General features: G+C 44.0%; 20 protein-coding genes. 7 read left to right on the top strand and 13 right to left on the bottom strand.

Annotation, left to right across the window (positions count from 1 at the left end):
• The first annotated feature begins 206 nt into the window (after window positions 1–206).
• Window positions 207–674, top strand: a complete 468-nt coding sequence (locus tag ACR63N_RS05690) for a hypothetical protein (RefSeq protein WP_367103422.1) — start codon at window positions 207–209, stop codon at window positions 672–674.
• A gap of 39 nt (window positions 675–713) precedes the next feature.
• Window positions 714–1,106: a DUF1622 domain-containing protein gene (locus tag ACR63N_RS05685; RefSeq protein WP_367103423.1), complete on the top strand. Its 393-nt coding sequence runs from the start codon at window positions 714–716 to the stop codon at window positions 1,104–1,106.
• A gap of 39 nt (window positions 1,107–1,145) precedes the next feature.
• Here the strand turns inward: ACR63N_RS05685 and dusB are convergent, their stop codons facing one another.
• The 3 genes from dusB to ACR63N_RS05670 all read right to left on the bottom strand — a co-directional run bounded on the left by dusB (window position 1,146) and on the right by ACR63N_RS05670 (window position 5,087).
• Window positions 1,146–2,192 (bottom strand): tRNA dihydrouridine synthase DusB, encoded by a 1,047-nt coding sequence (dusB, locus tag ACR63N_RS05680; protein WP_472782575.1) that lies wholly within the window; start codon window positions 2,190–2,192, stop codon window positions 1,146–1,148.
• 99 nt (window positions 2,193–2,291) lie between these two features.
• On the bottom strand, window positions 2,292–4,337 hold the full coding sequence (locus ACR63N_RS05675; RefSeq protein ID WP_367103424.1) for a BCCT family transporter: 2,046 nt from the start codon (window positions 4,335–4,337) through the stop codon (window positions 2,292–2,294).
• A gap of 312 nt (window positions 4,338–4,649) precedes the next feature.
• Window positions 4,650–5,087 carry an HIT family protein gene (locus ACR63N_RS05670; protein WP_367103425.1) on the bottom strand — a complete coding sequence of 146 codons (438 nt, stop codon included), beginning with the start codon at window positions 5,085–5,087 and terminating at the stop codon, window positions 4,650–4,652.
• A gap of 211 nt (window positions 5,088–5,298) precedes the next feature.
• Here ACR63N_RS05670 and ACR63N_RS05665 point away from each other — a divergent pair, with 211 nt between their 5' ends.
• From ACR63N_RS05665 to ACR63N_RS05655, 3 genes are all read left to right on the top strand, one after another.
• The gene (locus ACR63N_RS05665) at window positions 5,299–6,054 is read left to right on the top strand and encodes a hypothetical protein (RefSeq protein WP_472782574.1); all 756 of its coding nucleotides are present in this window, start codon (window positions 5,299–5,301) and stop codon (window positions 6,052–6,054) included.
• 227 nt (window positions 6,055–6,281) lie between these two features.
• A complete protein-coding gene (gene ilvD / locus ACR63N_RS05660) occupies window positions 6,282–8,192 on the top strand; it encodes a dihydroxy-acid dehydratase (protein ID WP_472782573.1) in 1,911 nt (636 codons plus the stop codon).
• A 282-nt stretch (window positions 8,193–8,474) separates the two neighbouring features.
• Window positions 8,475–9,653 (top strand): cation:proton antiporter, encoded by a 1,179-nt coding sequence (locus ACR63N_RS05655; RefSeq protein ID WP_472782572.1) that lies wholly within the window; start codon window positions 8,475–8,477, stop codon window positions 9,651–9,653.
• A gap of 86 nt (window positions 9,654–9,739) precedes the next feature.
• Here ACR63N_RS05655 and ACR63N_RS05650 read toward each other — a convergent pair whose 3' ends face one another.
• Window positions 9,740–11,119, bottom strand: a complete 1,380-nt coding sequence (locus ACR63N_RS05650) for a serine hydrolase domain-containing protein (RefSeq protein ID WP_472782571.1) — start codon at window positions 11,117–11,119, stop codon at window positions 9,740–9,742.
• Window positions 11,120–11,266: 147 nt separating this feature from the next.
• Between ACR63N_RS05650 and ACR63N_RS05645 the strand changes: the two genes are divergently transcribed.
• Both ACR63N_RS05645 and ACR63N_RS05640 read left to right on the top strand, forming a co-directional pair.
• Complete coding sequence (locus tag ACR63N_RS05645) at window positions 11,267–12,916, top strand: phosphatase PAP2 family protein (RefSeq protein WP_472782570.1); 1,650 nt, start codon at window positions 11,267–11,269, stop codon at window positions 12,914–12,916.
• Window positions 12,913–13,800, top strand: coding sequence for a phosphatidate cytidylyltransferase (locus tag ACR63N_RS05640; protein WP_472782569.1), 888 nt, complete (start codon window positions 12,913–12,915; stop codon window positions 13,798–13,800). Before ACR63N_RS05645 ends, ACR63N_RS05640 begins: the two co-directional genes overlap by 4 nt.
• Here ACR63N_RS05640 and ACR63N_RS05635 read toward each other — a convergent pair.
• The 9 genes from ACR63N_RS05635 to ACR63N_RS05595 form a co-directional block, all read right to left on the bottom strand.
• Entirely contained in the window at window positions 13,782–14,642 is an 861-nt protein-coding gene (locus ACR63N_RS05635) for an SDR family NAD(P)-dependent oxidoreductase (protein ID WP_367106067.1), read from the bottom strand. The genes ACR63N_RS05640 and ACR63N_RS05635 overlap by 19 nt on opposite strands.
• A 24-nt stretch (window positions 14,643–14,666) precedes the next feature.
• A complete protein-coding gene (locus ACR63N_RS05630) occupies window positions 14,667–15,854 on the bottom strand; it encodes a patatin-like phospholipase family protein (RefSeq protein WP_367106068.1) in 1,188 nt (395 codons plus the stop codon).
• Between the two features lie 38 nt (window positions 15,855–15,892).
• Window positions 15,893–18,637 carry an alpha/beta fold hydrolase gene (locus tag ACR63N_RS05625; RefSeq protein ID WP_472782568.1) on the bottom strand — a complete coding sequence of 915 codons (2,745 nt, stop codon included), beginning with the start codon at window positions 18,635–18,637 and terminating at the stop codon, window positions 15,893–15,895.
• Between the two features lie 112 nt (window positions 18,638–18,749).
• Window positions 18,750–19,763, bottom strand: coding sequence for a CobW family GTP-binding protein (locus ACR63N_RS05620; RefSeq protein ID WP_367106071.1), 1,014 nt, complete (start codon window positions 19,761–19,763; stop codon window positions 18,750–18,752).
• A complete protein-coding gene (locus ACR63N_RS05615) occupies window positions 19,760–20,056 on the bottom strand; it encodes a hypothetical protein (protein WP_367103435.1) in 297 nt (98 codons plus the stop codon). Before ACR63N_RS05615 ends, ACR63N_RS05620 begins: the two co-directional genes overlap by 4 nt.
• A 66-nt stretch (window positions 20,057–20,122) precedes the next feature.
• Window positions 20,123–21,028: a polysaccharide deacetylase family protein gene (locus ACR63N_RS05610; RefSeq protein ID WP_367103436.1), complete on the bottom strand. Its 906-nt coding sequence runs from the start codon at window positions 21,026–21,028 to the stop codon at window positions 20,123–20,125.
• A 102-nt stretch (window positions 21,029–21,130) separates the two neighbouring features.
• Window positions 21,131–22,504 carry an amidase family protein gene (locus ACR63N_RS05605; RefSeq protein ID WP_367103437.1) on the bottom strand — a complete coding sequence of 458 codons (1,374 nt, stop codon included), beginning with the start codon at window positions 22,502–22,504 and terminating at the stop codon, window positions 21,131–21,133.
• 205 nt (window positions 22,505–22,709) lie between these two features.
• Complete coding sequence (locus ACR63N_RS05600; protein WP_367103438.1) at window positions 22,710–23,225, bottom strand: protein tyrosine phosphatase family protein; 516 nt, start codon at window positions 23,223–23,225, stop codon at window positions 22,710–22,712.
• 54 nt (window positions 23,226–23,279) lie between these two features.
• Window positions 23,280–24,200: a MaoC family dehydratase gene (locus ACR63N_RS05595; RefSeq protein ID WP_367103439.1), complete on the bottom strand. Its 921-nt coding sequence runs from the start codon at window positions 24,198–24,200 to the stop codon at window positions 23,280–23,282.
• Window positions 24,201–24,267 lie beyond the last annotated feature (67 nt).

The raw sequence follows: 24,267 nt of genomic DNA, 5'->3' as shown, positions 1-24,267 counted from the left end.
AGAATAAAAGCGCATGGCTGTTACAAATACCGTAATTATAAAGATGATTACGGTATTTTTTTGCGGCTTTAATCGGTTTAGGGGTACGTTTCGATCTGTGACACAAATGATGTTTATAGAGTTGTTACAATAACACTGTTACAAATAGGGCTGGCTTATAATGCTAGTTTATAACGCAGATAATAAAACAACTGTGAGGGACGACTATGTTTAACCCCAATTCCAGCTCAAGATCTGTCAGTAAAAAATTACCAAAGACTGTGGCTATGATGATTGAAAAAGGTAATTTAGTCATGGCCATAAAAACCCTAGCCGCTGATGAAAACATCAGCATGGAAGCGGCCAAAGCACGAATTGATGCCTATGAGAACGAGCTTAAATTCAAACAACATCAAAACCTTACCACTATTGCTAGTAAGCAAGGTATTCCTAATGAAGCGATTAGTTTTGATAGAGAGCCTGAGGTAGAGGAGCCGGCTGACGAGCTAATTAAACATCGCGCTAAAACGACTCAGCCCGAACGCAGTTTTAAAAGCTTGCAAGAGGGCGTTGATAATAAGCTTGGCGATTTGGGATACAAAAAACCGCTGCTTTCTCATCGGCTTAAGCGGCTACTGGTCATTACCATTATCATGATTGGACTGTTTTTGATACTGTGGCGGGTTTTTGGTTAGATAATTTTAAGGATCAACTAGACTATAGGAGAATACATCTTGATAGAAGTTTTAGCGCATTACATTGATTTAATTGCCAAAGTGGTCGAGGTTATCGGCGTGCTGATTATGTTCTTTGGCTTATTTTACGCTTTTTTTCGAGCTTTTCGTGTGACTGGTGGTTTTAATCACGACAGTTATGTCGAGATCAGACAAACCGTTGGTAAGTCTATTTTATTAGGACTTGAGGTGCTCATCGCTGCTGATATTATGGCAACGGTGGTGACCGAGCCGACACTACGCGGCGTTATGGTACTAGGTATTATCGTCCTCATCCGTACTTTTTTGAGCTTATCTTTGCAAGTTGAGCTTGAAGGCCGATTCCCTTGGCAAAAAAAGAATGAAGAGACACCCAAACAAAAAACACTGGCAGAGACAAGCGAACAACCTTAAAAAGTATCGCTCGCTGCGGTTGCCGACTTACCTAATATTTTATTCATCATGAGAATGAATAGTCAAAAAATTATGGACCGCTTTAAACTGTCCGGCGGTACTCTCCTCGCCATACATTGCTTGACGAAAAGCGTTAGAGTTCGGAATACCGCTGGTGTACCATGCGATATGCTTGCGGGCGATGCGGCATCCTGAATACTCACCGTAAAAGGCATATAGCTCTTGCAAGTGGGTCAGTACAATTTCTTTAATTTCGCTAACACTTGGTGCAGATAGACTCTCACCAGTACGCAAATAATGCTCAATATCGCGAAATAACCAAGGCTGACCTTGTGCGGCGCGTCCTATCATTACCGCATCACAGCCTGTTAACTTATAAACCTGCTGTGCTTTTTGCGCACTATCAATGTCACCGTTGGCGATAACGGGAATGCTGATGCTTTCTTTGACTTCGCGTATCAGCTCATAACGTGCTTCACCTGTATACATATCTTCGCGCGTACGTCCATGAATAGCAATGGCAGCAATGCCCGCTTGCTCTGCTCGCTTTGCCACGCGCAAGATATTCTCGCGTCCATTCTCAAACCCTAAGCGCGTTTTTAACGTTACAGGCGCATCAACAGCATTAACTGCAGCGTCGAGCAGGCGGGCAACCAAATCTTCATCTTGTAGCAGCGCTGAACCTGCCAGCTTACGACAAACCTTTTTGGCCGGACAGCCCATATTGATATCGATAATCTGCGCGCCATTATCAATCTGATAACGTGCCGCCTCGCTAAGTTTATCAGGTTCTGCCCCTGCGATTTGTGCTGATATCGGCGCAATCTCGCCATTGAAGTTAGCGCGGTACAAGGATTTTTTGCGCGCATAAAGGGCGGTATCAGCGATGATCATCTCGCTCACCGCGTGTCCTGCGCCAAAAGATTTGCACAACCTGCGAAAAGGATTATCCGTGACCCCCGCCATCGGCGCAACCATCAGACGGTTCTCTATCGTCAAGCCACCAATCATCAAAGGCTGCAACAATGGATGGTCATTGGCAACAGGAGCTTGCATATTAGTATAAGATGAAGTATTCGTAGGCATAAAAAACGACTTGAGTCTTTTGAGAAACAAGCCGTTATTCTAAGGGTTAATGACAGTATTGCAAGTGCTAAACAGCATTAGCTGCGTTAAACACTCAGTCTATTTATCTAAGACACTACCCTGCTCTAAAGTAATATTGTCATCATGTTCCTGCATTCGCCACGGCAGACTATTAGGAGATTCATTCAAGAAGTGTAGGTATTTTTCAAAATGATCAATAATGTCGTTGATCACTGACTCTGATTGATAGCCATACAAATCATAAGTTTGGGCACCGCGGCGCAGATAAACCTGTGCTCGATAAAAATGCTCGTGCGATGAATCAGTGCTCATATCCTCGGTATAGTAGTCAGGCTTATTATGATGGGACAAGCGCACTTCATACCAAAACTCCACGTCGTCACCGCGCTGTAGCTCTAATACTGCCCGATTATTGGTCTCATCATAATTGACTTCAGGTATCCAGCCCGTCTCTTTAAACTTTTCTGCCACCTCCTCCATTGATGACATGACCGTAGTTTTAATATAGCTTAGCACTTCTTCACGGCTGGGCTGATCAGTAATATAATCGATGCGGTCGCGCCATGATTCAAGTTTAAGCAAGTGCGGCGGTAGATGATTATCGGTCGCCAGACTTGCATTACGATGACCCTCAATACGCAGTGCTCGCCACATACCAAACATCGCAATCAAGATAATCATCGTGAACGGCAAGGCGCTGACAATAGCAGCCGTTTGCAGTGCTTGTAATCCCCCTGCAAGCAAAAGTACCGAGGCTACAATACCCAATATCACCACCCAAAATGTGCGTTGCCACGCGGGCGTATCACTGCGACCCCCTGCTGCGAGAGAGTCAATCACTAAAGAGCCTGAATCAGACGAGGTAATAAAGAAGGTGATGATGAGCACAACCGCTAGAGCGGAAACTATCTGGGTAAGAGGAAGGTTCTCAAGCAGCTTAAATAAGGCAATAGCTTGATTATCTTGGACTTCACTGATTAAGGATTCATAACCTTGCACCATAATCATATTGAGCGCGGTATCACCAAATACAGCAAACCAAAAGAAAGTAAAGATGGTCGGTACCAGCATGACACCTGCGATAAACTCACGAATAGTACGGCCTCGGCTAATCTTGGCAATAAAGATACCAACAAACGGCGACCACGAAATCGTCCATGCAAAAATAAACAACGTCCAACTGGTAATCCAATCCCCTTGCTGATAGGCCTGCAAGCTAAAGGTACGCTCAACGATATTGCCTAAATAACTACCTGTATTCTCCATAAAGGCATTTAGGATAAATATTGAAGGGCCGACGATAAACACAAATAGCATCAAAGAAGTCGCCAATATCATATTTAAGATAGACAGACGTTTGACCCCTTTATCCATCCCTGCAAGCACTGATATCAATGCCAAACCCGTAATAGCTGCAATAGCAATGACCTGAACTGTAGTATTGACCGGAATGCTAGGAACTAAATAGTTCAACCCTGTATTAATCTGCGAGACTGAAATTCCTAAACTAGTTGCCAGACCAAACAAAGTCCCCAAGATAGCGAATACATCAACCGCATGGCCGATAGGACCGTATATCTTTTCGCCGATAATTGGGTAAAGCGTTGAGCGCATTGATAAAGGCAGCCCTTGACGAAAAGCAAAATAAGCTAGCGTCAAAGCGACAACCCCGTTGATCGCCCAAATATGAAAACCCCAGTGAAAATAAGCAATCTGCATAGCCTCTTTGGCTGCAGCCACTGTCTCCGGCTCTGATAGCGGCGGCGTGGCAAAATGTAGTACTGGTTCAGCGACACCATAAAATAGTAAAGCAATACCGTATCCTGCTGAAAACAGCATGGATATCCATTCAATAAAGTTGTACTGCGCCACCCCATGATCTGGACCAAGCTTAATACTACCGTAAGGAGAAAACGCCAGCACCACTATAAACATCAAAAACAGCGCTGTTGCCAGCATATAAAACCAACCGAAAGTCTCAGTAGTAAAACTAAGCACTTGCTCAAATAGAGCGCTGGCCAGTTGCGGATTGACCGAAGTGCCGATCACCAGCAACATCATGACAATCGCTGTCGGTATAAATACAGGCATTAAAATAGTAGAGCTAAACGTTTTACTCTGCATAGTACTAGTCTCTAAAGTTAGGTTTATCGAATTGACTCTTAAAACAAACTGGTCATCGAAAAACCAACAAAAATGTCAAATTTTAAAAGTTTTAAAAATAATTGGCACTGTTTATAACACAGACGTCTTGCAAATTCCAAAATAATTGTAAATTCACTGGTTGATTTTTGGCATTTTCTTTAGCTATGACTAAGCCATAAAAAAGGCAACTCGTAAGTTGCCCTGTCTGCTCTAATGTAGCTAAAAGTCAATGATCGTCTTTTTGTGAACCATTATATTTAAACCATATCTAAACTAGGATAGCTTTTGTAGTTAAGCACCAATCGCCGCTGACAACTGCTGAGCTATATCGGCAAGCTCGTCGCTATCGGCTTGCTTAGCCGCATGAATACCCAGCTCGTGGATACTACCCGGAATCAGATGCACATGATAATGAAAAACGCTCTGACCCGCCTGTGCACCATTGAGCTGCATCTGAATGATACCTTCACGCTCAAATACTTGCCGCTGCGCTGCCATTACCTTCTTTGAAGTCATCAATACCGCTGCCGCATACTCAGGCTCAAGGTCAGCTAAATCAACCGCTTTTTGCTTAGGGATAATTAATACATGACCCTTTGCCTGCGGCATAATATCCATAAAGGCAAGGGTTTTGTCATCCTCATAAACTTTGTGATAAGGAATATCACCGCTTAGCATTTTGGCAAAGATGTTGTTGTCATCGTATTTAATTTGATTATTTTGACTCATTATTTTATTCCTTTAGTTGTTAACTAACTTTAAATTGATACTACAATATAGTGGACGAAATACGATTAATAAACAAGTTACTACTTAGCTGATAAAATAACTACTTCATTGGATTGAGCCTTTAAGCCAACTAATTTATTGGCGAGGTGGGTGCTATAAATGTTATATTGGTAACTCAATTTATAACAATATATTTATGGATGTGTCTACCTTGCCCACTAAATTATCCAGCGATGCTGACATTTATACAGAGCCATACGATGGCGCTGTAGCTGATACGGTAACTAACAATGATATGATGGACGTACCTGCAGCGGCGGCTGACAGTAAAAAGATTGATCCAAATACGATTATTCTGGCACAAGCGCTGACCGATACAGCTATTAGTTGGCGTATTCATAATTGCAAAGTCAGTAAAAAGACGGTAACGCAAGATAAACCGCTACCGTTCTTATATCATTACGACAGTTTAAGTGATGTCGTTAAAGAGGCAAATCCGTTAACGCCTAAGCTTTTGGCGCAGTTTAATACGCCGATGTCAGCAGATGAGGCCGCCAAGCTCATCGGTATCGATGCAAGTTTAATAACCAGTCCTTGGCATGTCAAAGTTGTAGGCTCATTGGTGGTATTTAGCGAGGCTTTGCAATTGGCTACTCGATTGCATTGGACTAACACCGCGAAAGATACCCAGCAAATTTATACGCAAAAATCAGAGGACGCTACTGTTGCTGCTTTTAAAGACTGGCAGTTTTTTGGCCGCGTGGATGTGCTCTATAAGAACGACAAGCAAGCGCTTATTAGTATTGATGAACAGGGCGAAAGTGAAGAGCCGATACTCAACATTGATGCCAGCAGCGACTATCAGCTATTGCCTGCGACTCATGCTTTAACTATTATAGCCAAAATTGAAGCCGATAAAGAGCAGCTGCCTTGGTTTGAAGCGGCTATTTTGGAGCGGATTGAGTAATATTAATGTTGATAATCAACCGTTAAGGTAGTTACTACTGAAGCGTATTGCCCAGTCCTTTTAAGTAGCTTATAGCTAATGGTATGGTCATCCTTTAATATTATTCACTAGTATTCACTTTGCATAAAACGCAAACTATTCATATAAAACGATCAATATCGGAAAAACCTATACTCAAACTATAAGTCATTTTTTAAACAACCTCGCCTATCTGTAAGGATTCTCACATGGATTATCGCTCAAAAACCTCTACCGGTGGTCGTAATATGGCAGGCGCGCGTGCACTTTGGCGCGCAACTGGCATGACCGATAGCGATTTTGGCAAGCCCATTATCGCCATCGCTAACTCCTTTACTCAGTTCGTCCCCGGTCACGTGCATCTAAAAGACTTAGGGCAATTGGTCGCGCGCGAGATTGAACGCGCAGGCGGTGTGGCCAAAGAGTTCAATACCATTGCGGTTGATGACGGTATTGCCATGGGTCATAGCGGGATGCTCTACTCCTTGCCCAGCCGCGACTTAATTGCTGATTCCGTTGAGTACATGGTCAATGCCCACTGCGCTGATGCGCTGGTGTGTATTTCCAACTGCGACAAGATTACCCCGGGTATGCTTATGGCTGCTATGCGTCTGAATATTCCTGTCGTGTTCGTGTCCGGCGGCCCAATGGAAGCGGGTAAAGTTATCGCCAGTACTGTCGCACATAGCCACAATAATGATGGTCAAAGCGACGCGCAAGGGGTTGATAGCAAAGGCAATGCCATTCGTAAGCTGGACCTCGTTGATGCGATGATGGACGCCGCTGACGATACCATTAGCGATGAAGATGTCTTAGCGATTGAGGTCTCCGCCTGCCCTACTTGCGGTTCGTGTTCAGGGATGTTTACTGCCAACTCAATGAACTGCTTGACCGAAGCCTTAGGACTGTCCTTGCCCGGTAATGGTTCATTGCTTGCCACGCATGCATTGCGCCGTGAGCTGTTTTTAGAGGCCGGTCGCACTATTGTTGATCTGGCTAAGCGTCGTTACGAGCAAGATGATGATTCGGTACTGCCGCGCTCCATTGCTAGCAAAGCGGCCTTTGAAAATGCTATGAGCCTCGATATCGCTATGGGCGGCTCGACCAATACGATTTTGCATCTATTAGCCGCTGCTAACGAAGCTGAGCTTGATTTTAAAATGGCCGATATCGATAGACTCAGCCGCCATGTGCCTTGTCTGTCAAAAGTCGCTCCCGCCACGCAAAAATACCATATGGAAGATGTGCATCGGGCAGGCGGCGTGATGGCACTACTCGCTGAGCTTGACCGCGCAGGACTGCTCAAGACCGATGTTCCAACGATTCATAGTCCCTCTATGCGCGCCGCTATCGATAAATGGGATATCATGAATCCAGATAATATCGAGGCACGTGCGCGCTATATCGCCGCGCCGGGTGGTGTCCGCACCACCGAAGCTTTCTCGCAAAATAAAGAATGGCCAAACCTTGATGTCAATCGCGAGTCTGGCTGTATCCGCAGTGCCAAGCATGCTTATTCAACCGATGGCGGCCTTGCGGTACTCTATGGCAATATTGCCGAGCGTGGCTGCGTGGTCAAAACCGCAGGCGTTGATGAAAGCAATCTAACCTTTACCGGACGTGCACGTATCTTTGAGTCACAAGACGCGGCGGTCGAGGCGGTATTGGGTGATAAAATCGTCGCAGGTGATGTGGTGATTATCCGTTATGAAGGGCCAAAAGGCGGCCCGGGTATGCAAGAGATGCTCTATCCAACCACCTATCTAAAATCCAAAGGTCTAGGTAAACAGTGCGCGCTACTTACTGATGGTCGCTTCTCTGGGGGTACCTCAGGATTATCCATTGGTCATGCCAGCCCAGAGGCGGCTGAAGGCGGCGCGATTGGTTTGGTTGAAGAAGGTGATATCATCAATATCGACATTCCTAATCGTACTATTAACATGGAGGTAAGCGAGGCTGATTTAGCAGCGCGCCGTGAGGCTATGGAGGCCCGCGAGCGCAATGCATGGAAGCCTGTTGGCCGCGAACGTCATGTATCCCCTGCTCTGCGTGCTTATGCCGCGATGACCACTAGTGCTGATACCGGCGCGGTACGTGATGTCAGCCAAGTCGAGCGTTAATTTGATAGAATAAAGTACTGTTTTTACTACTAAGCCAGCTTCGAGCTGGCTTTTTTGTGTCAAAAAACTACTAAAAAACAACGTGATAGTCATTCTGATAACGTTTTTTTGCGCAATTAAAAGCTGTTTGCATTCATTATAAGTGACTTTTTATTATTTTGTCATAACTTAACTATAAAACTTAAAAACTTATTAGTGTACGTAAATCTCATGCTTGAAAATTATAATTTACTCTTATTAAGTAGTGGCATAACGTTTTTATTAGGAGCGTTGTTCCCACTAATGTTTAAACGCAGTCCTATCTCTTTGCCAATGATGCAAATAAGCTTTGGGATCATGCTGGGCTACTGGTGGACCAGTTTGCTATTTTTACGGCCGCTAGATGATGGTCTAATCATTGAAAAGCTTACTGAGATTTTAGTACTGATATCATTAGTTAGTGCTGGTATTAAGATTGATACGCCTTGGTCTTGGCAGTTGTGGCGGCCTACAGCGCGTCTACTGCTAATCACTATGCCTGTCTGCATTTTTGCAATGGCAGTTTTGGGTTACTATACTTTTAGTCTCACCGTGGGCGCAGCAGTGCTACTTGGCGCTATACTTGCGCCGACTGATCCGGTCTTAGCAGCTAGCGTGCAGGTAGGGCCACCTAACACCGGTGGTGAAGATACCACACGGTTAACGCTGACCTCAGAGGCTGGTCTTAACGATGGTTTGGCGTTTCCTTTTGTCTATCTGGCTATCAAGATCGCCGAGGCTCATAGCGAAGGTAATCGTTTCACCGGTGAGCTACTCTGGTCGTGGTTTACTCACGATGTATTATGGCAAATTGGTGCCGGCGTAATCGTAGGCGTAGTTGTGGGTAAGCTTTTGGCACAAGTAGTATTTTCAAAACGGGGCGCTGATTCCACCATCTCGCAAGGGTATATGGTCATTGCCTTAACTTTAATTACTTATGGGGCAGCTGAATACATACAAAGCTATGGCTTTATCGCCGTCTTTGTCGCAGCTTTCGTGTTTCGCCGTTCAGAATTTGACCATGACTACCATAAAAAGCTACACAATTTTGCTGAGCAGTCAGAAGGGCTGATGATGTCGTTTATGATTGTGACTCTCGGTATACTTCTTGGACAAGAGCTACGAATAGGAGTTGAGATACCTTGGCAGGTCTATATGGTGAGCTTCATCTTCTTACTACTTATAAGACCAATTGGTGGCCTCATCGCTTTATCAGGTCTCGATATGCAGCGTACTGAAAAATACGCAGTTTCTGCACTCGGCATTCGCGGTATTGGTACCTTGTATTATTTATCTTATGCGCTTAATCAAGGCTATTTCAATGATGAAGACGCTACTAAATTGTGGATTGTAGCCTCTATCATCATCTTAGTCTCTATTTTCGTTCACGGTCTTAGCGCACCGTGGCTATTAAATATGACACCGGATAAATCAGATAAATAATATCGATGTTTTAGTTTCTTGTACTGCTAACTAAGTATAAAAAGGAACTAACGCCTAAAAGTTAATTCCTTTTAAATAAACTACTTTTAGCCGTCTATTTTATTGACCATCTCTAATAGCGACTCTGTCAAGGCAAACTGGCGAATATCATTCAGCATGGTCACATCAAAGTTATGCACAAAGGCAAAGGATAACTGACGCGTCGGCTCACACCAAGCAACCGAGCCGTTATAGCCCATATGCCCAAAGCCTGCATCTACGCTATTACAAACACTAAATAAACGATGATAACCCAAGCGCCAGTTCATACTAACGGGCATCACAGCATCCATCCCGCTCACTTGCGGTTTAGATAATTCAGTAAAGGTTTTACTATCAATTAGCGTTTTGCCTTGCCACGTACCGCCGTTAGCCAGCATGGCATAAATAATGGCGAGCGCTTTGGCAGAAGCAACCCCATTGGCGGCGGGAATAATCGCTTGCATGGTTTGACTATTATGATAATCAATAGGCTGCCTATTGGCCGGTACTAGCGCCGCTCGATAGTTGCTGGCATTGACAGCACGATGATCAAAGTAGAGCTGATTAATTTGTGTCGTCGCCAGTTTTTTATCTGCTAGATCAGTACTTTTTTTAGCTGCTTGTTGTTGCCAGCATTCATAGCTTGGCAAACTGGCATAAGTATTTAGCGTCTGTTTAGAGTCGGGCTTTAGTGTCGGTTTATGGCGTTTGCTGCCAAGCTTTGAGTCTTGATCCGCTTTTTTATCAGCGTTATCATCAGCAGTCTCAAAGTCTTTCACCAATTTAGCCACACTATCTACTTTGGCAGCAGGTACCCCAAAATAGCAGCTATCAGCGATACCCAGCGGCTCGGTCAAATAATAACGCAGTGCTTTCGAAAGCGTCATATCCGTCGCTATCTCTATCAAAGCGCCCAATATCCAGCCATACACCAGTGCGCTATAGGCAGACTCGTAGTTCTCGTATTGGTCAGGCTGAGTCGGCGACATCAAAGCGACTTTCTCTTTCATCGCTTGCCAATCAAGTAGCGTCTCACTATCAGCATCAATAGAATTAATAGCAAATAAATCGGCTTGATGCAGCATCAGTGCGCGCAAAGTAATATCCGCCTTACCGTTGACCGCAAACTCAGGCCAATAACGCGCAATGGGTGTATCATAATCTAGCAATTGCTCTGACACTAGCACATGAGTGAGCGTCGCCAGCACACCTTTGCCTGTCGAGAAGTTCAGCGACAAGGTGTCTGGTTGCCACTCTTTATCTGCTTGCGCCATACCGACGCTGGCCTGTACGATACACTTGCCTGCTTGATAAACCACAAGCGAGCCACCCGCTGGCGCGTCATCTAACTGTAAGTTGGTTAACAATTGCTGTAATTGTGGCGCGATTTTAGCATTGCTATTGTTACTGTCTCTATCGTTGTTGGTTTGGCTATTACTGATCATTATGCCTCCGTTTTATTATTAGTATTTTGAATTAGTAGTACTTAAAGCTTTACGCCATTAATCATAGTTGAGGACAGTGTATTTATCAAAGCCAAAACGGTTACATAGGATAGCCCATTTAATAACTAGCCAGCCATCAGGTAGAGTATGACTGAAAAGCCAGCCTTATCTATGACGTCACGAATATCAAGATTAGCCATAGCTTTAGGGTTATTTGCTCTGCTGTATTCGCTGACCAATACCTATGCTGAAAAGATATTTCTTGGCAAGCAGATAGATGGCTTTAATACATCTAGTCACCTGCCGCAGGTGAATCTTTATGTATTAGCCACTGCAATAGATGCTAATATCTCTTTTATCGCCAGCATGATTGTGCCTTATAGCTGGTCAATTATTCTATTTTGCGTCAGCTTTTTTATGGTAAAGACCTCGCGCCAGCTGTCTTTATTGACGCAAAGACTGGTTTTAGCAACCCTTTTTGCTTGCCTTATCTTTTATCTATTTCCAGCTAGATTTAGCTTTGTGCGTCCTTCTATCGATAACTGGACTCAGCTTGGCTATCAATTTTTAGCGGCTACGGACAAACCTTTTAATCAATTCCCCTTTTTACATGTCACTTACGCCTTATTGCTTGGCATCACATTATGGCAACCTATTAAAGTAGATAACTGGCATTTGACGTTATTGTACCGCCTACTCTTGGTTGGTATTTGCAGCTTAATCATCGTCTCTACCGTATTTACTTATCAGCATCATCTGCTAGACGTGATTGGCGGTTTTGTACTGGCCGCGCTCGTTTTAATCATGGTCAATCAATTACGTAGCTATTTGGTCGTTAAATATATAACGCTAGCTATCACAGGGTTTTTGCTCATTGCCATAGCTGGCTTTTTTCTAAGCTTATCGTTTGCAACCTCAAATTTTTCACACTTATATTCTTTAAACATATCTTTTAGCTTGGTCATTGAAGGGCTTTTTTTTGTTTTGGCCTTATATTGGTCAATTAGCTTTTTGGCAGTAGCTTGGCTTTATCAATACCCGAGTCAAATGCGGAATAAAAATTGCTTTAAAAAAGATACGCAAGGTCGTTTGAGCTTAGCGACTTGGGTTAAATTTGCGCCGTTATTGTTGAGTTATCGTTTGATGTCGTCTTTGGGACAAGGTTATGAGTTACGCTGGTTAAATAAAGGTGATGGCAAGCTGAGAACTGATAAAGCTCCCAGTTTATACCGTTTTATTTATAATCCAAAAGCTTACCATCTTGCTAATGGCATTTATGCTGTAGCTACGCCGCGCTTGGCAAAGGCAACTATGTTAAACGGCTTAGCGACAATGAACGCTCATACTGACAATTATCATATTATTATCGTCGACCTTACCGCAGAAGTATCCAGTCATTTTTCGACTTTAAAAATGGCTATAAAAGACAGTTCAGATATGTCAATGACGCTAGATTATCTGTATTTACCATTGTTAGATTTGCAGTCTTTAGGTGAGATAAACCTTAAAGACATAGTGCACTTGTTTGAGCAATTAGATGAACTATTGCTTACTAAAGATGCAAGGAAAAGCGAAATACTTATCAATTTTCACTGCGTCATGGGACTGTCCCGTAGCGTGGCGCTACACGTTTTGTATTTGGCTTATCTTGGCAAATCAACGACTGATTTAACGACCGACAACTATTTATCATGGATAAACGAGCATTATCCAAACGCGCACATCAACGCTGAGTATTTGCCAAAAGCTATCGTAGAGCATATGGCTATTGCAAAAACCGACAAGAAGACGTTATGACTCTTACCACAGATCAGTTATTCATCGCTTTTATCGTGACCATAAATACTTTGGTGTGGGCATTATTTTTTGTACCGCAAAATCGTCGTAAGCATCCTAAGATCTATTTGATTGCGCGCTCATGGTGGTGGATGCTGGCATTATTGTTCTCAAGCTACTTACTGAGCGTTTATTCCCTCTTTTGGTGGCTATTGGAGGTACTATTGGTAGTGATTGGTCTACGCGGCTGCTATGAGATCGCAAGGCTGCTACGTCATAACAGCAAAATTAAATTTATTGCTAAGTTAAGGCGGCAGCAGGACAAAGAGACGCAAGAGAGCAATACTCAAATCACTGCAATTCTCGTAACCAATGCCACTATTCCTACGCCGCGCTTTAAAAGGGTTAGCTTATTAGATATTGGTTTTTCGATAGCATTTATCGGTTTAATCATTAGTTTTATAATGCTCAGCCGATTAACTATCATCCGAGAACAGCCAGGCGTATTACTATTTGTGTTATTTGCCAGTCAATTTAATGATATTGCTCAGTATCTATGCGGCCGCTGGATGGGCAATCGCTTATTTAAACGTAAGCTTGCCCCTATTGTCAGTCCTAATAAAACCATTGAAGGGGCATTGTTGGGCAGTTTATTGTCGGCCAGTTTAGCGACAGTGTTAGGATTGTGGCTCACCTCATTTTCAGCGTTGGTGTGTTTCGGTATCGCTTACTTTTTAGCCGTTAGCGGTATCGCGGGTGATTTATTTGAGTCAGCTTTTAAGCGCCGCCATGGCATCAAAGACACTGGAACCATACTGGCAGGACATGGCGGTATTTTGGACCGCGTGGATAGTTTATTGATTGGCGTGCCTGTTTTTACGGTGGTTTATTGGTTGGTATGGTGAGGCGTTTTATCTAATTTTCTTCGTATTATCCAATAAAGAACGCGTTTAGGTGCTTTATCTAAAGCTTGCGTAAGATAAAGCATTAGTTTTGGAAAAACGGCTAGCTCAACGTTATCTGTTATAGCCTTCATAATATGCTCTACCGCTTTTGCTTGTGTCATGATAAAAGGTTTATGACTGGCATCACCATGGTTAAGATCGCGTAGAGTTTGGGTGTCGACATAACCTAGAGCGATACAATTAACGTTGATGTTAAAGGGTTTTAGCCCCAAGCGATACGCACTAGCAGTGGCAATCATTGCGCGTTTGCATTTGGCATAGAGACTGGCGTACGGATAACTCATGATGCCGGCAATAGAGGACAGACAGACTAATGCTGGATTGTGATCGTTGGCATTTAAGTCTGCTTTGCCATGATGGTTATTGATTTTTAATTGCTCGCTTGCCCAGTCAAATACCGCTTGAAACGCTTGCAAATTAACCGCTAGCATACGCGCGCTGTCTTGTTGGTTTAAACTAAAAACTCGCTCGTTTAGATACCAACCGGCACAGTAAATAAAACGCTTAAAGTTATGCCTCTCTAGCTGCTCAAATAACTGTCTTCGCTCGTTAATATCCGTTATATCACATTGGAAAGTTAAAATATGCGGCTGCTCGTTATTAAGCCGCTGAATTTTGTCTCTACTTTTGCCCACCACCACGACGTGCCAGCCTAGTTTAAAATGCCTGTTTGCCAAGGCTAAACCTATGCCACTAGTGCCGCCAATAATGATGACACAAGGTTTAAACGGCTTATTGAGCGATTGATAAAATAATCGCTCGTCTATATTAGCAGGCTGCATAATACTCCTTTTCTGACCCATCAATTATAACGATGCTAAATACTGCTGCGTACGCTGATAGCCATAATCCCACTGCGCCTGCATTTGCGCCACAAAACCTGCATAATCGGCGTGAATAAGCGCTACGTTGCCTTGTCTTAAGTTAAGACGCTTACGAATGTGCATTTTAGCCAGTCGTTTGCCATTATCAGCAAAGGGTAGCCAGTGAATAGTTGACTTTTGAGGTTCTGATAAATCTTGAGGCGGTTGTTGAGCGTGTAAAAAATCATGAACGACTTGCAAACGACTATTAGGATCAAACCCAAATACGCGCTTAATAGCAGGGGCGGCAAGCTTGGTGTCGTAGCCTGCTTTGGTTTCGGCAAATACCGTAGCCCCCAGTTGGCTCGCCAGCTCAATAGGGGTTAAATCAATGACCCCGCCCAAACACCAGCCCAATTTGGCTACCTGAATTGGCGTTAGATAGTACATATCCGCCATCGACGCTCGCACCGCTTGCTCGATACCTGCATCGGTTATATTACTTATGAAAATATCAGGAAGTAGCCGATTGGGTGCATAGCGGTGCGTTGGGCAATTTAGTCCAGTGCTTTGCTGTGACACTTGATTGGTATAATTCATAACTTTTGAGGAGGCAAATAGCACTTCTTGTAGCTGCACTGATTTAGAGTCAGTCTGACTCTCTTTTACTATTAGACGGCTGGCAATAATAGCTATGTCAGGTGCACTATTTTCTTTCGCACGGTTTTGACTGATTTTACTTTCAGCTTTTTGTTTTAAATCCATCAGTTCGTTTAACCACTGGTTTTCATTACTGACTTCAAACATCGCCAAATGTTGCAGCTCTGCCAGTAGCTGATCATGCATTTCTAACGTTTGCAGCTCAGCTAGCTTTTTAGGACGATTAAATAAATACCAGCGCCTAATAGCATTTTGGAAAAAGTTAGGCCTAGTGCTTTTTGATGATGCAAGGGATACGGCTTGAATGGCTTGTAGCACGTGATAAAGCTCATAGCTCTGTGCCAGCTGTTTTAGCTGATGAGGCTCGGGCGCTATCTCTACCAACAAGGCCGATAAACTGCCGCCGCAGGTTGCCATAATCAAATCTGGTTTTAGATCTTGCTCACACAAAGCGGCATAACTGCCCAAATAGTAGCCAAAACGCGAGCCACCACCAGAGAACAGCTGAACGCGATCATAAATAGGACTCATAATGTTGTCAGCCTTATAGCTATTCAAAACGCCTTATCTTAAGTTTCAACTATAGAAGGCTTAGCCCAGTCTTTATTTGCAGTTATATCTTTATCTGCCTGTGTATCATTGATTGACTCTTTAGCGTCAGGCGATTTTATAGCCAATGAGACCGTAAATATGCCAAAACGATCAATACGCATATCCACCTTTTTAAATCCTGCCTGCGTTACCAATTGATCCATCTCAGCTTGCGAGCGGCAGCGCATCACCCAGTTAGTGCCGCGATGATTGTTCAAAGTTTTACTGATAAATTCTTGCTCAGGATGCCAAGGCTGATTGGTATAAATGAAATAGCCATTCGTATCTAAACTGTCATAAATTCCTTTAATGGCAGTGCTTACCAAATTATTATCTGAAAATAGCTCAAATACTCCCGAGGCGATAGCAATATCAAAGTGCTCAGCGGCTTTTGAAGCGTTATTTGCAATAGCATAACTATTACTATCAAAAGCGTCTTTTTCTAATACCGTGACTCTGTTGCTAATCTCAAGCTGCCCCGCCTTATCAGTCATTACCGTGACATTATGCGTATCATAGTCGCGCAGCTCCGCTTGCAATGTCGCAAACTCAGTTAATAAATCAAACGCATAATAGCCATTGCCGCTAGCGATATCGAGTAGCTTAATTTTGGTATTATCTGTGCTATCGCTAAGTTGACGATTATTAATAGCGAGACGCGCAAGCTCGAGTAAATGCTCACGACGGATACGAATCCCTTGCCAGCCGATATTGCTCAGATAAAACTTATCTACCGCCTTGCCAAAGCCATTTGTACCTGCTGGCTGATTTCTATATACCTTATCAAGCGAGCTACCCGAATCAAAGCCATGCTCAAGCCCTGTGGCAATCGCATCACTCACATGACCGAATTTTTGCATGGCAAAGCGGGTTACGGCAAAGCTTGGATTAAACGGCTTAATAGCTAGACGATCCACCCTATCTTTGCTAGCGCTACTGATATGAGCCTGGGTTAAATCAACGCTTTGTATAGGGGTATCAAATAAACTATCGGCAAAGTCAATACAATCGCTGATCACATCAGCTTTATTGGTCTCATGAAATATGGCATGAAAGCTATCCGGATACAGCTGCCAGTGTTTAGTAGGCGCAGCAAGCTTTTCATAAAACTCACGCTCAGCTTGTTTATCAACCACGTAGTCTTTGCCCGCACATAGGATAAAAGTCGGTACAGTTATCGCGCTGGCATCATCTAGCAAGCGCTGTCCGGTCGCATGAGTATCGATCAATAAATCGCTAGATATGGAGCTAGAGATAAGCGGATCCTCATTGTAGGTTTGCTGCGCGTCTTTATCATGAGTCAATACCTGCGCTTTGACATAACTTGAGACCCGTGACATCAGACCAAATTTGCGCGCAATCTTGAGCGCAGGAATCGCCAGTGGAATATAAAGGCGGATACTAATAGCAGGCGTGCCCAGTATCATCCCGCGAATACTCGGGGCATAATCATGTACCCACGCTGCTGCTAGTACTGCGCCAATACTGCTGGCGACAATAACCGTATCTTCAATACCAATGCCAGTTTGTGCGATCACCAATTGTACAAAATCATTTAAATCGCGCTCAAGCTGGGTCACGCTATCAGCATGGTCTTTTACGCCCCCTGAGCGGCCATTGCCGCGCGCATCCCAAGCAAACACTTGGTATCCTGCTAGCGCATAACGCTCACCAAGCTCATCTAAACGCCCGGAATGCTCATGCCCACGGTGCAATAAAATAACTTGTTTTTGCTGGATAGACGAACTAGGAGCGCTGGACTGCACTAAAATCTTATTTAGCGGCTGGGTTAGCCAATAACGATAATAAATCGCTGTGCCATCATAAGCATTAAAACAGCTTTGCTTGCTAATGATCTCAAAAGGCTTGGATGATGAAAAATCCGCTGACGAATGATTTAAGTTATTTTTATTATCGTGAAGCTCATCATTTTTAACTTCTTCATTATGCGTCTTAGCCATGGAAATTCCTTTTATAGTATTGGTGTAAGTCAGCGAGCGACTGTCTCGTAGTTGCGGAGCAGGATGTGATAATTCAAAATAACGCTTGAGCATAAAAGCTAAGCGATTAAAGCTGGTTTTTAGCAGTAATAACTGATTGATGAGTAATAAAGGCTGAACGAAGCGGCTCAGAGGAACACCAAGCGCTGCCAACGTACCTATGATACCTAACTCTAGCGCTCTATCACTTTTACCTAGTGGCCCTTGGTTGGCACGTTCATGAGTTGTAACTAGAGAGAATATAGCGATAAGCTCAGTTATAGTGCTTAAAATATTGACAGCATTAAGAGAAGTATTAGAACTTTTAAAAAGGTACTCTGGTTGATGGGCAGTGATTTGAGCAGTAGATGTTTTGTTAATATGCGGATGCAAACTGGCAATCAATAGCGTATCAGCAATGATATCGCCCGCTTCGTTAAGCACCGCGCCCAGTTTTGATGCTTGTCCATGCTCACGTGCCATCATACCGTCGATAGCATTTAACGCCATACGGCAGAACAGAGTAACGGGTAATATAAGCCAAGTGGTTTTATTTGAATGGAGTTTATTTTTATTATCAGAATGCTTGCAACCATCGATAGTAGCGATAATATAAGCCGTACCCGCGCTTATTAGAACCGCAATGACAGTGACCTGATTGGCAGTGACACCCCATTTGACCAATTCATTGCTGATAGGCCGAATCTGATTTTGAAATTGGGATTTGAGTTGGTACAGGGACATATCTTTATGCACTAAAGTAGGCTACTGAGAAGTATAACAGGATATTGTAAGGGTATAGCAAACTATATGCCAAAAATTAGTTTGTAGTTGTCCTATTTTTCTATAGCTATTTTTACACCTCTGCATCTTTGCCAAGAAAGATAAGCATAGAAGTACGCAGAGCCTCTTGCTCCATACCCTCCCCTATAAAGACAATGTCTCCGGCAGTCACATTACTTTGCTTAGAAGGTAAAATCTCTGGTTGCTGCATCACTTTGCGCACCGATTGTAATAACAGCAAACCCTCATCAGTATCTAAAACACCTTTAACGCGCAGTATCGTATCGCCTCTAGCATGCAGCAGTGCTGATAACCAAACGGTAAACTCCACCCAATCAATATCTTTAGGAATGGCCAAGGAAGCCACCATTACTGGCGCACCAGTATGAGCTAAAGTAGACTCGTAAGTCTCAGTAGGTGCTGGTAGAGACGGAACAGAGCTTTCAACCCCGAAGGAAGATAAAGAGACTGGAGCGGCGGGGTTAATCTGAGTAATTGTCGCTACCAGGTTGGCTAACGACTGAGCGGGAGTTTCTTCTGCCTTAGCGATAACGATTCGATCAGCCGCTAGGAGTTGCTGCTGGCATAAAGGATCATTTTTTAGTGCCTCAGAAAAATGCAGTGCATCAACCATGATGATGGTTTCTCTAAGTGCAAAATGATAAATTAAAATCGGATGCTCTTTAATAGCGACAATAATGTCAGCAGGGTCAGCGAGACCGCTGGTTTCTATGATTAGAGTATCTGGTATCAAAGTATCTGGTATAAGCGTATCTGACTGAGTGTCAGTTTGAGCTGTCCCTTTTACTTGTCCGCTGGTGCGAGATTCTGCTACTTCTAGTAGCGCAGCGATCATCTCTTCTTTGCCTTTTGGCGTACCTGCTGTCCCTGTCAGCACTTTGACGCTCATGGCCTCGCCCAACAGCAAATCATCAACAGCTTGCTTAGCGGCTTCTTGAGTAAATACTTGCGCGTTGCCATACGCTTTAGTAAATAGCGCATGACGCAGCCAAGTGGTCTTACCTGAACCCAGATAGCCACTTAGCAGAACGATATCAAGCCTATTGTCTTGCAAGCTTGGTCTCATGATATTGTAGACGTCGGCGTAAGGTTTAAAGGATCGATAGCAAAACCTTGGCGTCTTTCTACCTCAGCCCAAAGCTCAGTTAGGTTGCCCACCATCACTCTCGCGCCGCCCGGACATATCAGCTGCAACTGCGGGATCACCCCATCGGCATAAACTGAAAACCCATATGGTTTTAGCACGCGCTTTAAGATAGACATCCGCTGAAACGTCGCTCTGATACGCATGCCTCCTGTTTGTGCGCCCGCTTCTGTCCAGTGTCCCGGCGCTGCTGGATTACCACAAGCATTACACATAGATCCTCTCCTTATAATTGATTTTGGCAGTATTCAAGACAAAGAATACTACCAAAGCCATTATGATTAAATAACCTCCGGTCGTTTGCCGCCCTCAAACGGGAAGCGCTGACGAAAATCAGCAGCGATATCTTCAAATGGCATCCACACCACCCCTTCATGGCTATTGATATAGTCAATCAAACGCTCAAGCATCATTAGCACCTGCGGACGTCCAGAGACATCCGGATGAATGGTAAAGGGATAGACCGCGTAGTCCATATGACGATACACCCAGTCGAATTGGTCACGCCACATCTCTTCGATATCACGCGGATTGACAAAGCCATGACTGTTTGGCACGTTTTTCATAAACATCATTGGCGGCAGATCGTCCATATACCAATTGGCCGCGATCTCAACCAAGTCAATCTCGTCACCGTGAGTCATAGGATGCATCCACTCCTCCGCGGTTTTGGAGTAGTCAATCAAATTCCATTGATCACCGACTCGCGCATAAAAAGGCTGAAAATCGCGATAACCTTGGCTATGGTCGTATTTGAAATCATATTTAGCTAAGATTTCAGGAGTCGCAGCCGACATCTCCCACCACGGCGCGACATAGCCACGCGGGCTTTGTCCCGTTAGCTTAGTGATCAGCTCGACTGATCTTTCCATGACCGCTTCTTCTTGCGCGCGCGTCATGGCGATTGGATTTTCGTGCAAGTAGCCATGAGCGCCCACTTCGTGACCGTGATCGACGATCATCTTAGCAATATCAGGGAAGGTTTCAATACTATGACCGGGGATAAAAAACGAGGTACGTAGATCGTATTTTTTAAACAGCTTGAGCAAGCGCGGTACGCCGACCTCGGATGCCCAAACCCCGCGCTGAATATCTGAGGGGCTCTCGCCGCCGCCGTAGGAGCCGATTTGTCCGGCTACTGAATCGACGTCGGTACCAAAGCCGCATATAATGGTTTTTTTACTCATGTCGCTCTCCTTGGATGATTGTAATACCTTTAAAGTAGGTATCATTCCTTTGTTAATCTTATTTTAGCGCTTTATGGCTCATAGCTTTTTATACAAATAGCTTCAACTTCTAGACAAGATGTTTTCAATGGTAATTGTAGCTGATAGCAAATCACTTTCGCGACCACCAGGCATAGATAATAAAATACTGGTTGGCAGCTGATTTTGATCCACGCCATTTGGCAAGGCAATACCGCACCAGTCCAAAAAATTACCCAGTGCCGTATTGCGCAGCATCAATTGATTAGTGCGCTGGTATAGCTCATCGTCGTCTTCTAGCGGTTTAAGCTTGGGCGCGGTAATAGCAGTAGTGGGAAACAACATAATCTGGTCGCCTTGAGCTTGACGATTTTGTATTATTAGCTTTGCTCTTTCTCTTCTAATTACAATAAGGTCGCGCGCGCTCATCTCACCTGCACTAAGAATGCGCTCAACAATTCGTGGGTCCATTTGCGCGGCGTCTGCAGAATGCACTAAATCCCAATGTACGTCTAATGCTTCAGGCCCTACTAGATAGCCGTGCTCAGCCGAAAGCGCTCTAATTTGGTCAAACTCGCGACATACTCCGCGTACTACCGTCGCCCCTGCCATCTGTAGTGCGCGCACGCTAGCTTCGAAATTCTCCACTACCGCCTGTTCAGCATGGTTAAAAACTACGTTAGTAGGAACAAAAAATTTTAGTTTGTGTATAGGAGTGGGTTTAGGAATACTGATAGCGCGTCCGTTTAGAATATCCGCCGCCCCAATACAGCTTTTAAGATCAGCAGCGAGCGGCCCAAAGGTATCAAGGGTCACAGATAAAGGATAGGTGCCGCCCTTTGGAAACGCTTTGCTCGAGCCTTTGTAGCCAACTACGCCGTTTAGCGCTGCTGGGATACGTACCGAGCCGCCGGTATCGCTACCGATAGCTAATGGCACGAGGCCGCGCGCGACAGCGACACCGCACCCTGAGGACGAGCCGCCAGGAATGCGCTCAACATTAGTACCATAAGGGTTTTTGGGAGTGCCGTAATGCGGATTAAGACCAAGGCCTGAATAGGCAAACTCGGTCATGTTAAGACAGCCAACAGATACTAGGCCAGCTTGAGCGGCATTGGTAACCATAGTAGCGTCATGAGCAGCAGGCACATTTGACTTGAGGACAACTGAGCCTGCCGTAGTCACTCGATCTTTTATATCAAAAAGATCTTTCCACGCAACAGGAATACCATCCCATGGACTAAAGGGCTTACCTTGTTGACGACGCTGTCTTGAAGCCTGCGCTTCTTGTAGTGCACGTTCTTCCAATAACTCGGTAAAGATAGCAGGATCACAGGATTTGATATGAGCAAATGTCGCTTGGATTAATTCAACCGGACAAAGACTCCCGTCTGCAAGTTGAGTTGCCATATCTAGGGCCGATACAGGTGCTTTGCCAATCTTATCCATTACGCTCATAAACTGCTCCCTATAAAAACCTTACTAAAAGTAATGTATTAACCATAAGGCAAAAGGTAGGTAGAGTCAATTTACTTTATTTATCTACAGTCCTTCTTTAGATAATAAAAAGACAATAAAAAAAACGACCAACGCATTGATCGCCTTTTAAAATATGTTACTTAGCTTGTGCATGGCTTCATGCACTGCCGTGCTTATTAAAGCTTTAGCGCGGTACCAATAATCGGTTATGCACCTCATCTGCAAGATTGGTGAGTCCATGACTGTAACCTCGTTCCATTGCGGTATCCATTTTACGGCCACGCAGCCAACCAGCGCGCAGTGCAGTTGCTGCACCCACTCGATTGCCAGACCCGCAGTGCATCGCTATTTTTTTGCCATGATGCTGACGCAATATATTATCAAATGCCAATATATTAAGCTGTTTTAAATCATCAGGGCCATTTATAGACAGATGCTCGTAAGTCATTCCTGCTCGCTCAACCGCTTCTACCTCATTGAATGCCAGCTCCTCATCAGGCTGCAAATTAATCACTACCTCAACGCCAGCCTCGGCTAGTGCCTGTACTTTATTTTCATCGAGCGCCCCGCAAACGATAGTTTTTTTATCAGGACGAAAATAGGGTTCTAAAGCACTATTAAGATCAATGTTATTGTCAGCTGCAAAAGCACTTACATCGTTTGCGTCTTTAGTAGGTGTAGTATCGGAGTGTACCGTCATAATTAAGAATTTTTCAATTAAATAGTTATATTTTAAATAATGAATCTTTTACCTCTAAGACTGATCTTCATTCACCAGCTTTATTACACCGATAAGATGAGGTTTGTCGTTCTTAGCGCTATATAAACCAAAAATACAGTTATCCTCAACATTTTCAAGCTTGGATGTAGGCTCACCAATCAATTCTACCTCCGATGGCAAGAATATAGGCAGCTTGAATGACACCTCGGTTGTATAAGCTTCTGGCAAATCATCCATTAAAGCCAAGCATTTGGCTTTGGACCACATACCATGCGCGATAGCTTTAGGAAATCCAAAGGCACGCGCTGATAAGGGATGCAGATGAATCAAGTTAAAATCTCCTGAAACAAAAGCGTAACGACGACCAATATCTTCTGGCACTTCAAATACGGTATGTACTCCGGCCTCATCAACCATAGGCTTGGCCGTTACTGGACGCACTTTACTTTTATCATTAGCATGACTGTCAGGATTTTTGCCACGCGCCAAATAGGTGGATATGCCTTCCCAAATAACATTATCTTGCGATTTGACTGTAGTTACAAAATCAAACTGCTGACCTTGAGCATGATCGCGCAGGTTAGCAAAAGTTACTGACATAGCCACGGTTTCACGCTCACCAATAGAACGATACTGTGTCACTTTATTATCCACATGCACCAGACCTAACATGGCAAAAGGAAACGGCTCTTTGACCATCATATTCATCTGCAGCGATTGTGACAGTACGGCAAAATAGGTAATCGGAACCTTTCCATTATCAGCAAAACCACAAATCTTACGATAATCTTTTAAGTTATCCTGATCAATATGTAGATCGTCCACATAGTAGGTCGCTTGCGGTAACTCATCTTTGCCGACTTTACGGTTGTCACCAATAGGCAATAGGCTTTTGATGATATTAGCATAAGTGGTATGCGTTTTTGGCAACGTATCGTAGTGTTGATCTGACATAAACTAATCCTAAGTGAGGCCTGGGGAAAGTATTAAAGATAGCAAGTAAAGACGACAGATATCTGAT

Source organism: Psychrobacter sp. M4, assembly GCF_055699795.1.
This window is presented reverse-complemented; position numbering and strand designations above follow the sequence as displayed.

Excerpts from the sequence above, each read along its gene's own strand:
- ACR63N_RS05690 (WP_367103422.1), top strand. The coding sequence starts at position 207 with ATGTTTAACCCCAATTCCAGCTCAAGATCTGTCAGTAAAAAATTACCA.
- dusB (WP_472782575.1), bottom strand. The coding sequence starts at position 2,192 with ATGCCTACGAATACTTCATCTTATACTAATATGCAAGCTCCTGTTGCC.
- ACR63N_RS05675 (WP_367103424.1), bottom strand. The coding sequence starts at position 4,337 with ATGCAGAGTAAAACGTTTAGCTCTACTATTTTAATGCCTGTATTTATA.
- ACR63N_RS05670 (WP_367103425.1), bottom strand. The coding sequence starts at position 5,087 with ATGAGTCAAAATAATCAAATTAAATACGATGACAACAACATCTTTGCC.
- ilvD (WP_472782573.1), top strand. The coding sequence starts at position 6,282 with ATGGATTATCGCTCAAAAACCTCTACCGGTGGTCGTAATATGGCAGGC.
- ACR63N_RS05655 (WP_472782572.1), top strand. The coding sequence starts at position 8,475 with ATGTTTAAACGCAGTCCTATCTCTTTGCCAATGATGCAAATAAGCTTT.
- ACR63N_RS05650 (WP_472782571.1), bottom strand. The coding sequence starts at position 11,119 with ATGATCAGTAATAGCCAAACCAACAACGATAGAGACAGTAACAATAGC.
- ACR63N_RS05645 (WP_472782570.1), top strand. The coding sequence starts at position 11,267 with ATGACTGAAAAGCCAGCCTTATCTATGACGTCACGAATATCAAGATTA.
- ACR63N_RS05640 (WP_472782569.1), top strand. The coding sequence starts at position 12,913 with ATGACTCTTACCACAGATCAGTTATTCATCGCTTTTATCGTGACCATA.
- ACR63N_RS05635 (WP_367106067.1), bottom strand. The coding sequence starts at position 14,642 with ATGCAGCCTGCTAATATAGACGAGCGATTATTTTATCAATCGCTCAAT.
- ACR63N_RS05630 (WP_367106068.1), bottom strand. The coding sequence starts at position 15,854 with ATGAGTCCTATTTATGATCGCGTTCAGCTGTTCTCTGGTGGTGGCTCG.
- ACR63N_RS05625 (WP_472782568.1), bottom strand. The coding sequence starts at position 18,637 with ATGTCCCTGTACCAACTCAAATCCCAATTTCAAAATCAGATTCGGCCT.
- ACR63N_RS05620 (WP_367106071.1), bottom strand. The coding sequence starts at position 19,763 with ATGAGACCAAGCTTGCAAGACAATAGGCTTGATATCGTTCTGCTAAGT.
- ACR63N_RS05615 (WP_367103435.1), bottom strand. The coding sequence starts at position 20,056 with ATGTGTAATGCTTGTGGTAATCCAGCAGCGCCGGGACACTGGACAGAA.
- ACR63N_RS05610 (WP_367103436.1), bottom strand. The coding sequence starts at position 21,028 with ATGAGTAAAAAAACCATTATATGCGGCTTTGGTACCGACGTCGATTCA.
- ACR63N_RS05605 (WP_367103437.1), bottom strand. The coding sequence starts at position 22,504 with ATGAGCGTAATGGATAAGATTGGCAAAGCACCTGTATCGGCCCTAGAT.
- ACR63N_RS05600 (WP_367103438.1), bottom strand. The coding sequence starts at position 23,225 with ATGACGGTACACTCCGATACTACACCTACTAAAGACGCAAACGATGTA.
- ACR63N_RS05595 (WP_367103439.1), bottom strand. The coding sequence starts at position 24,200 with ATGTCAGATCAACACTACGATACGTTGCCAAAAACGCATACCACTTAT.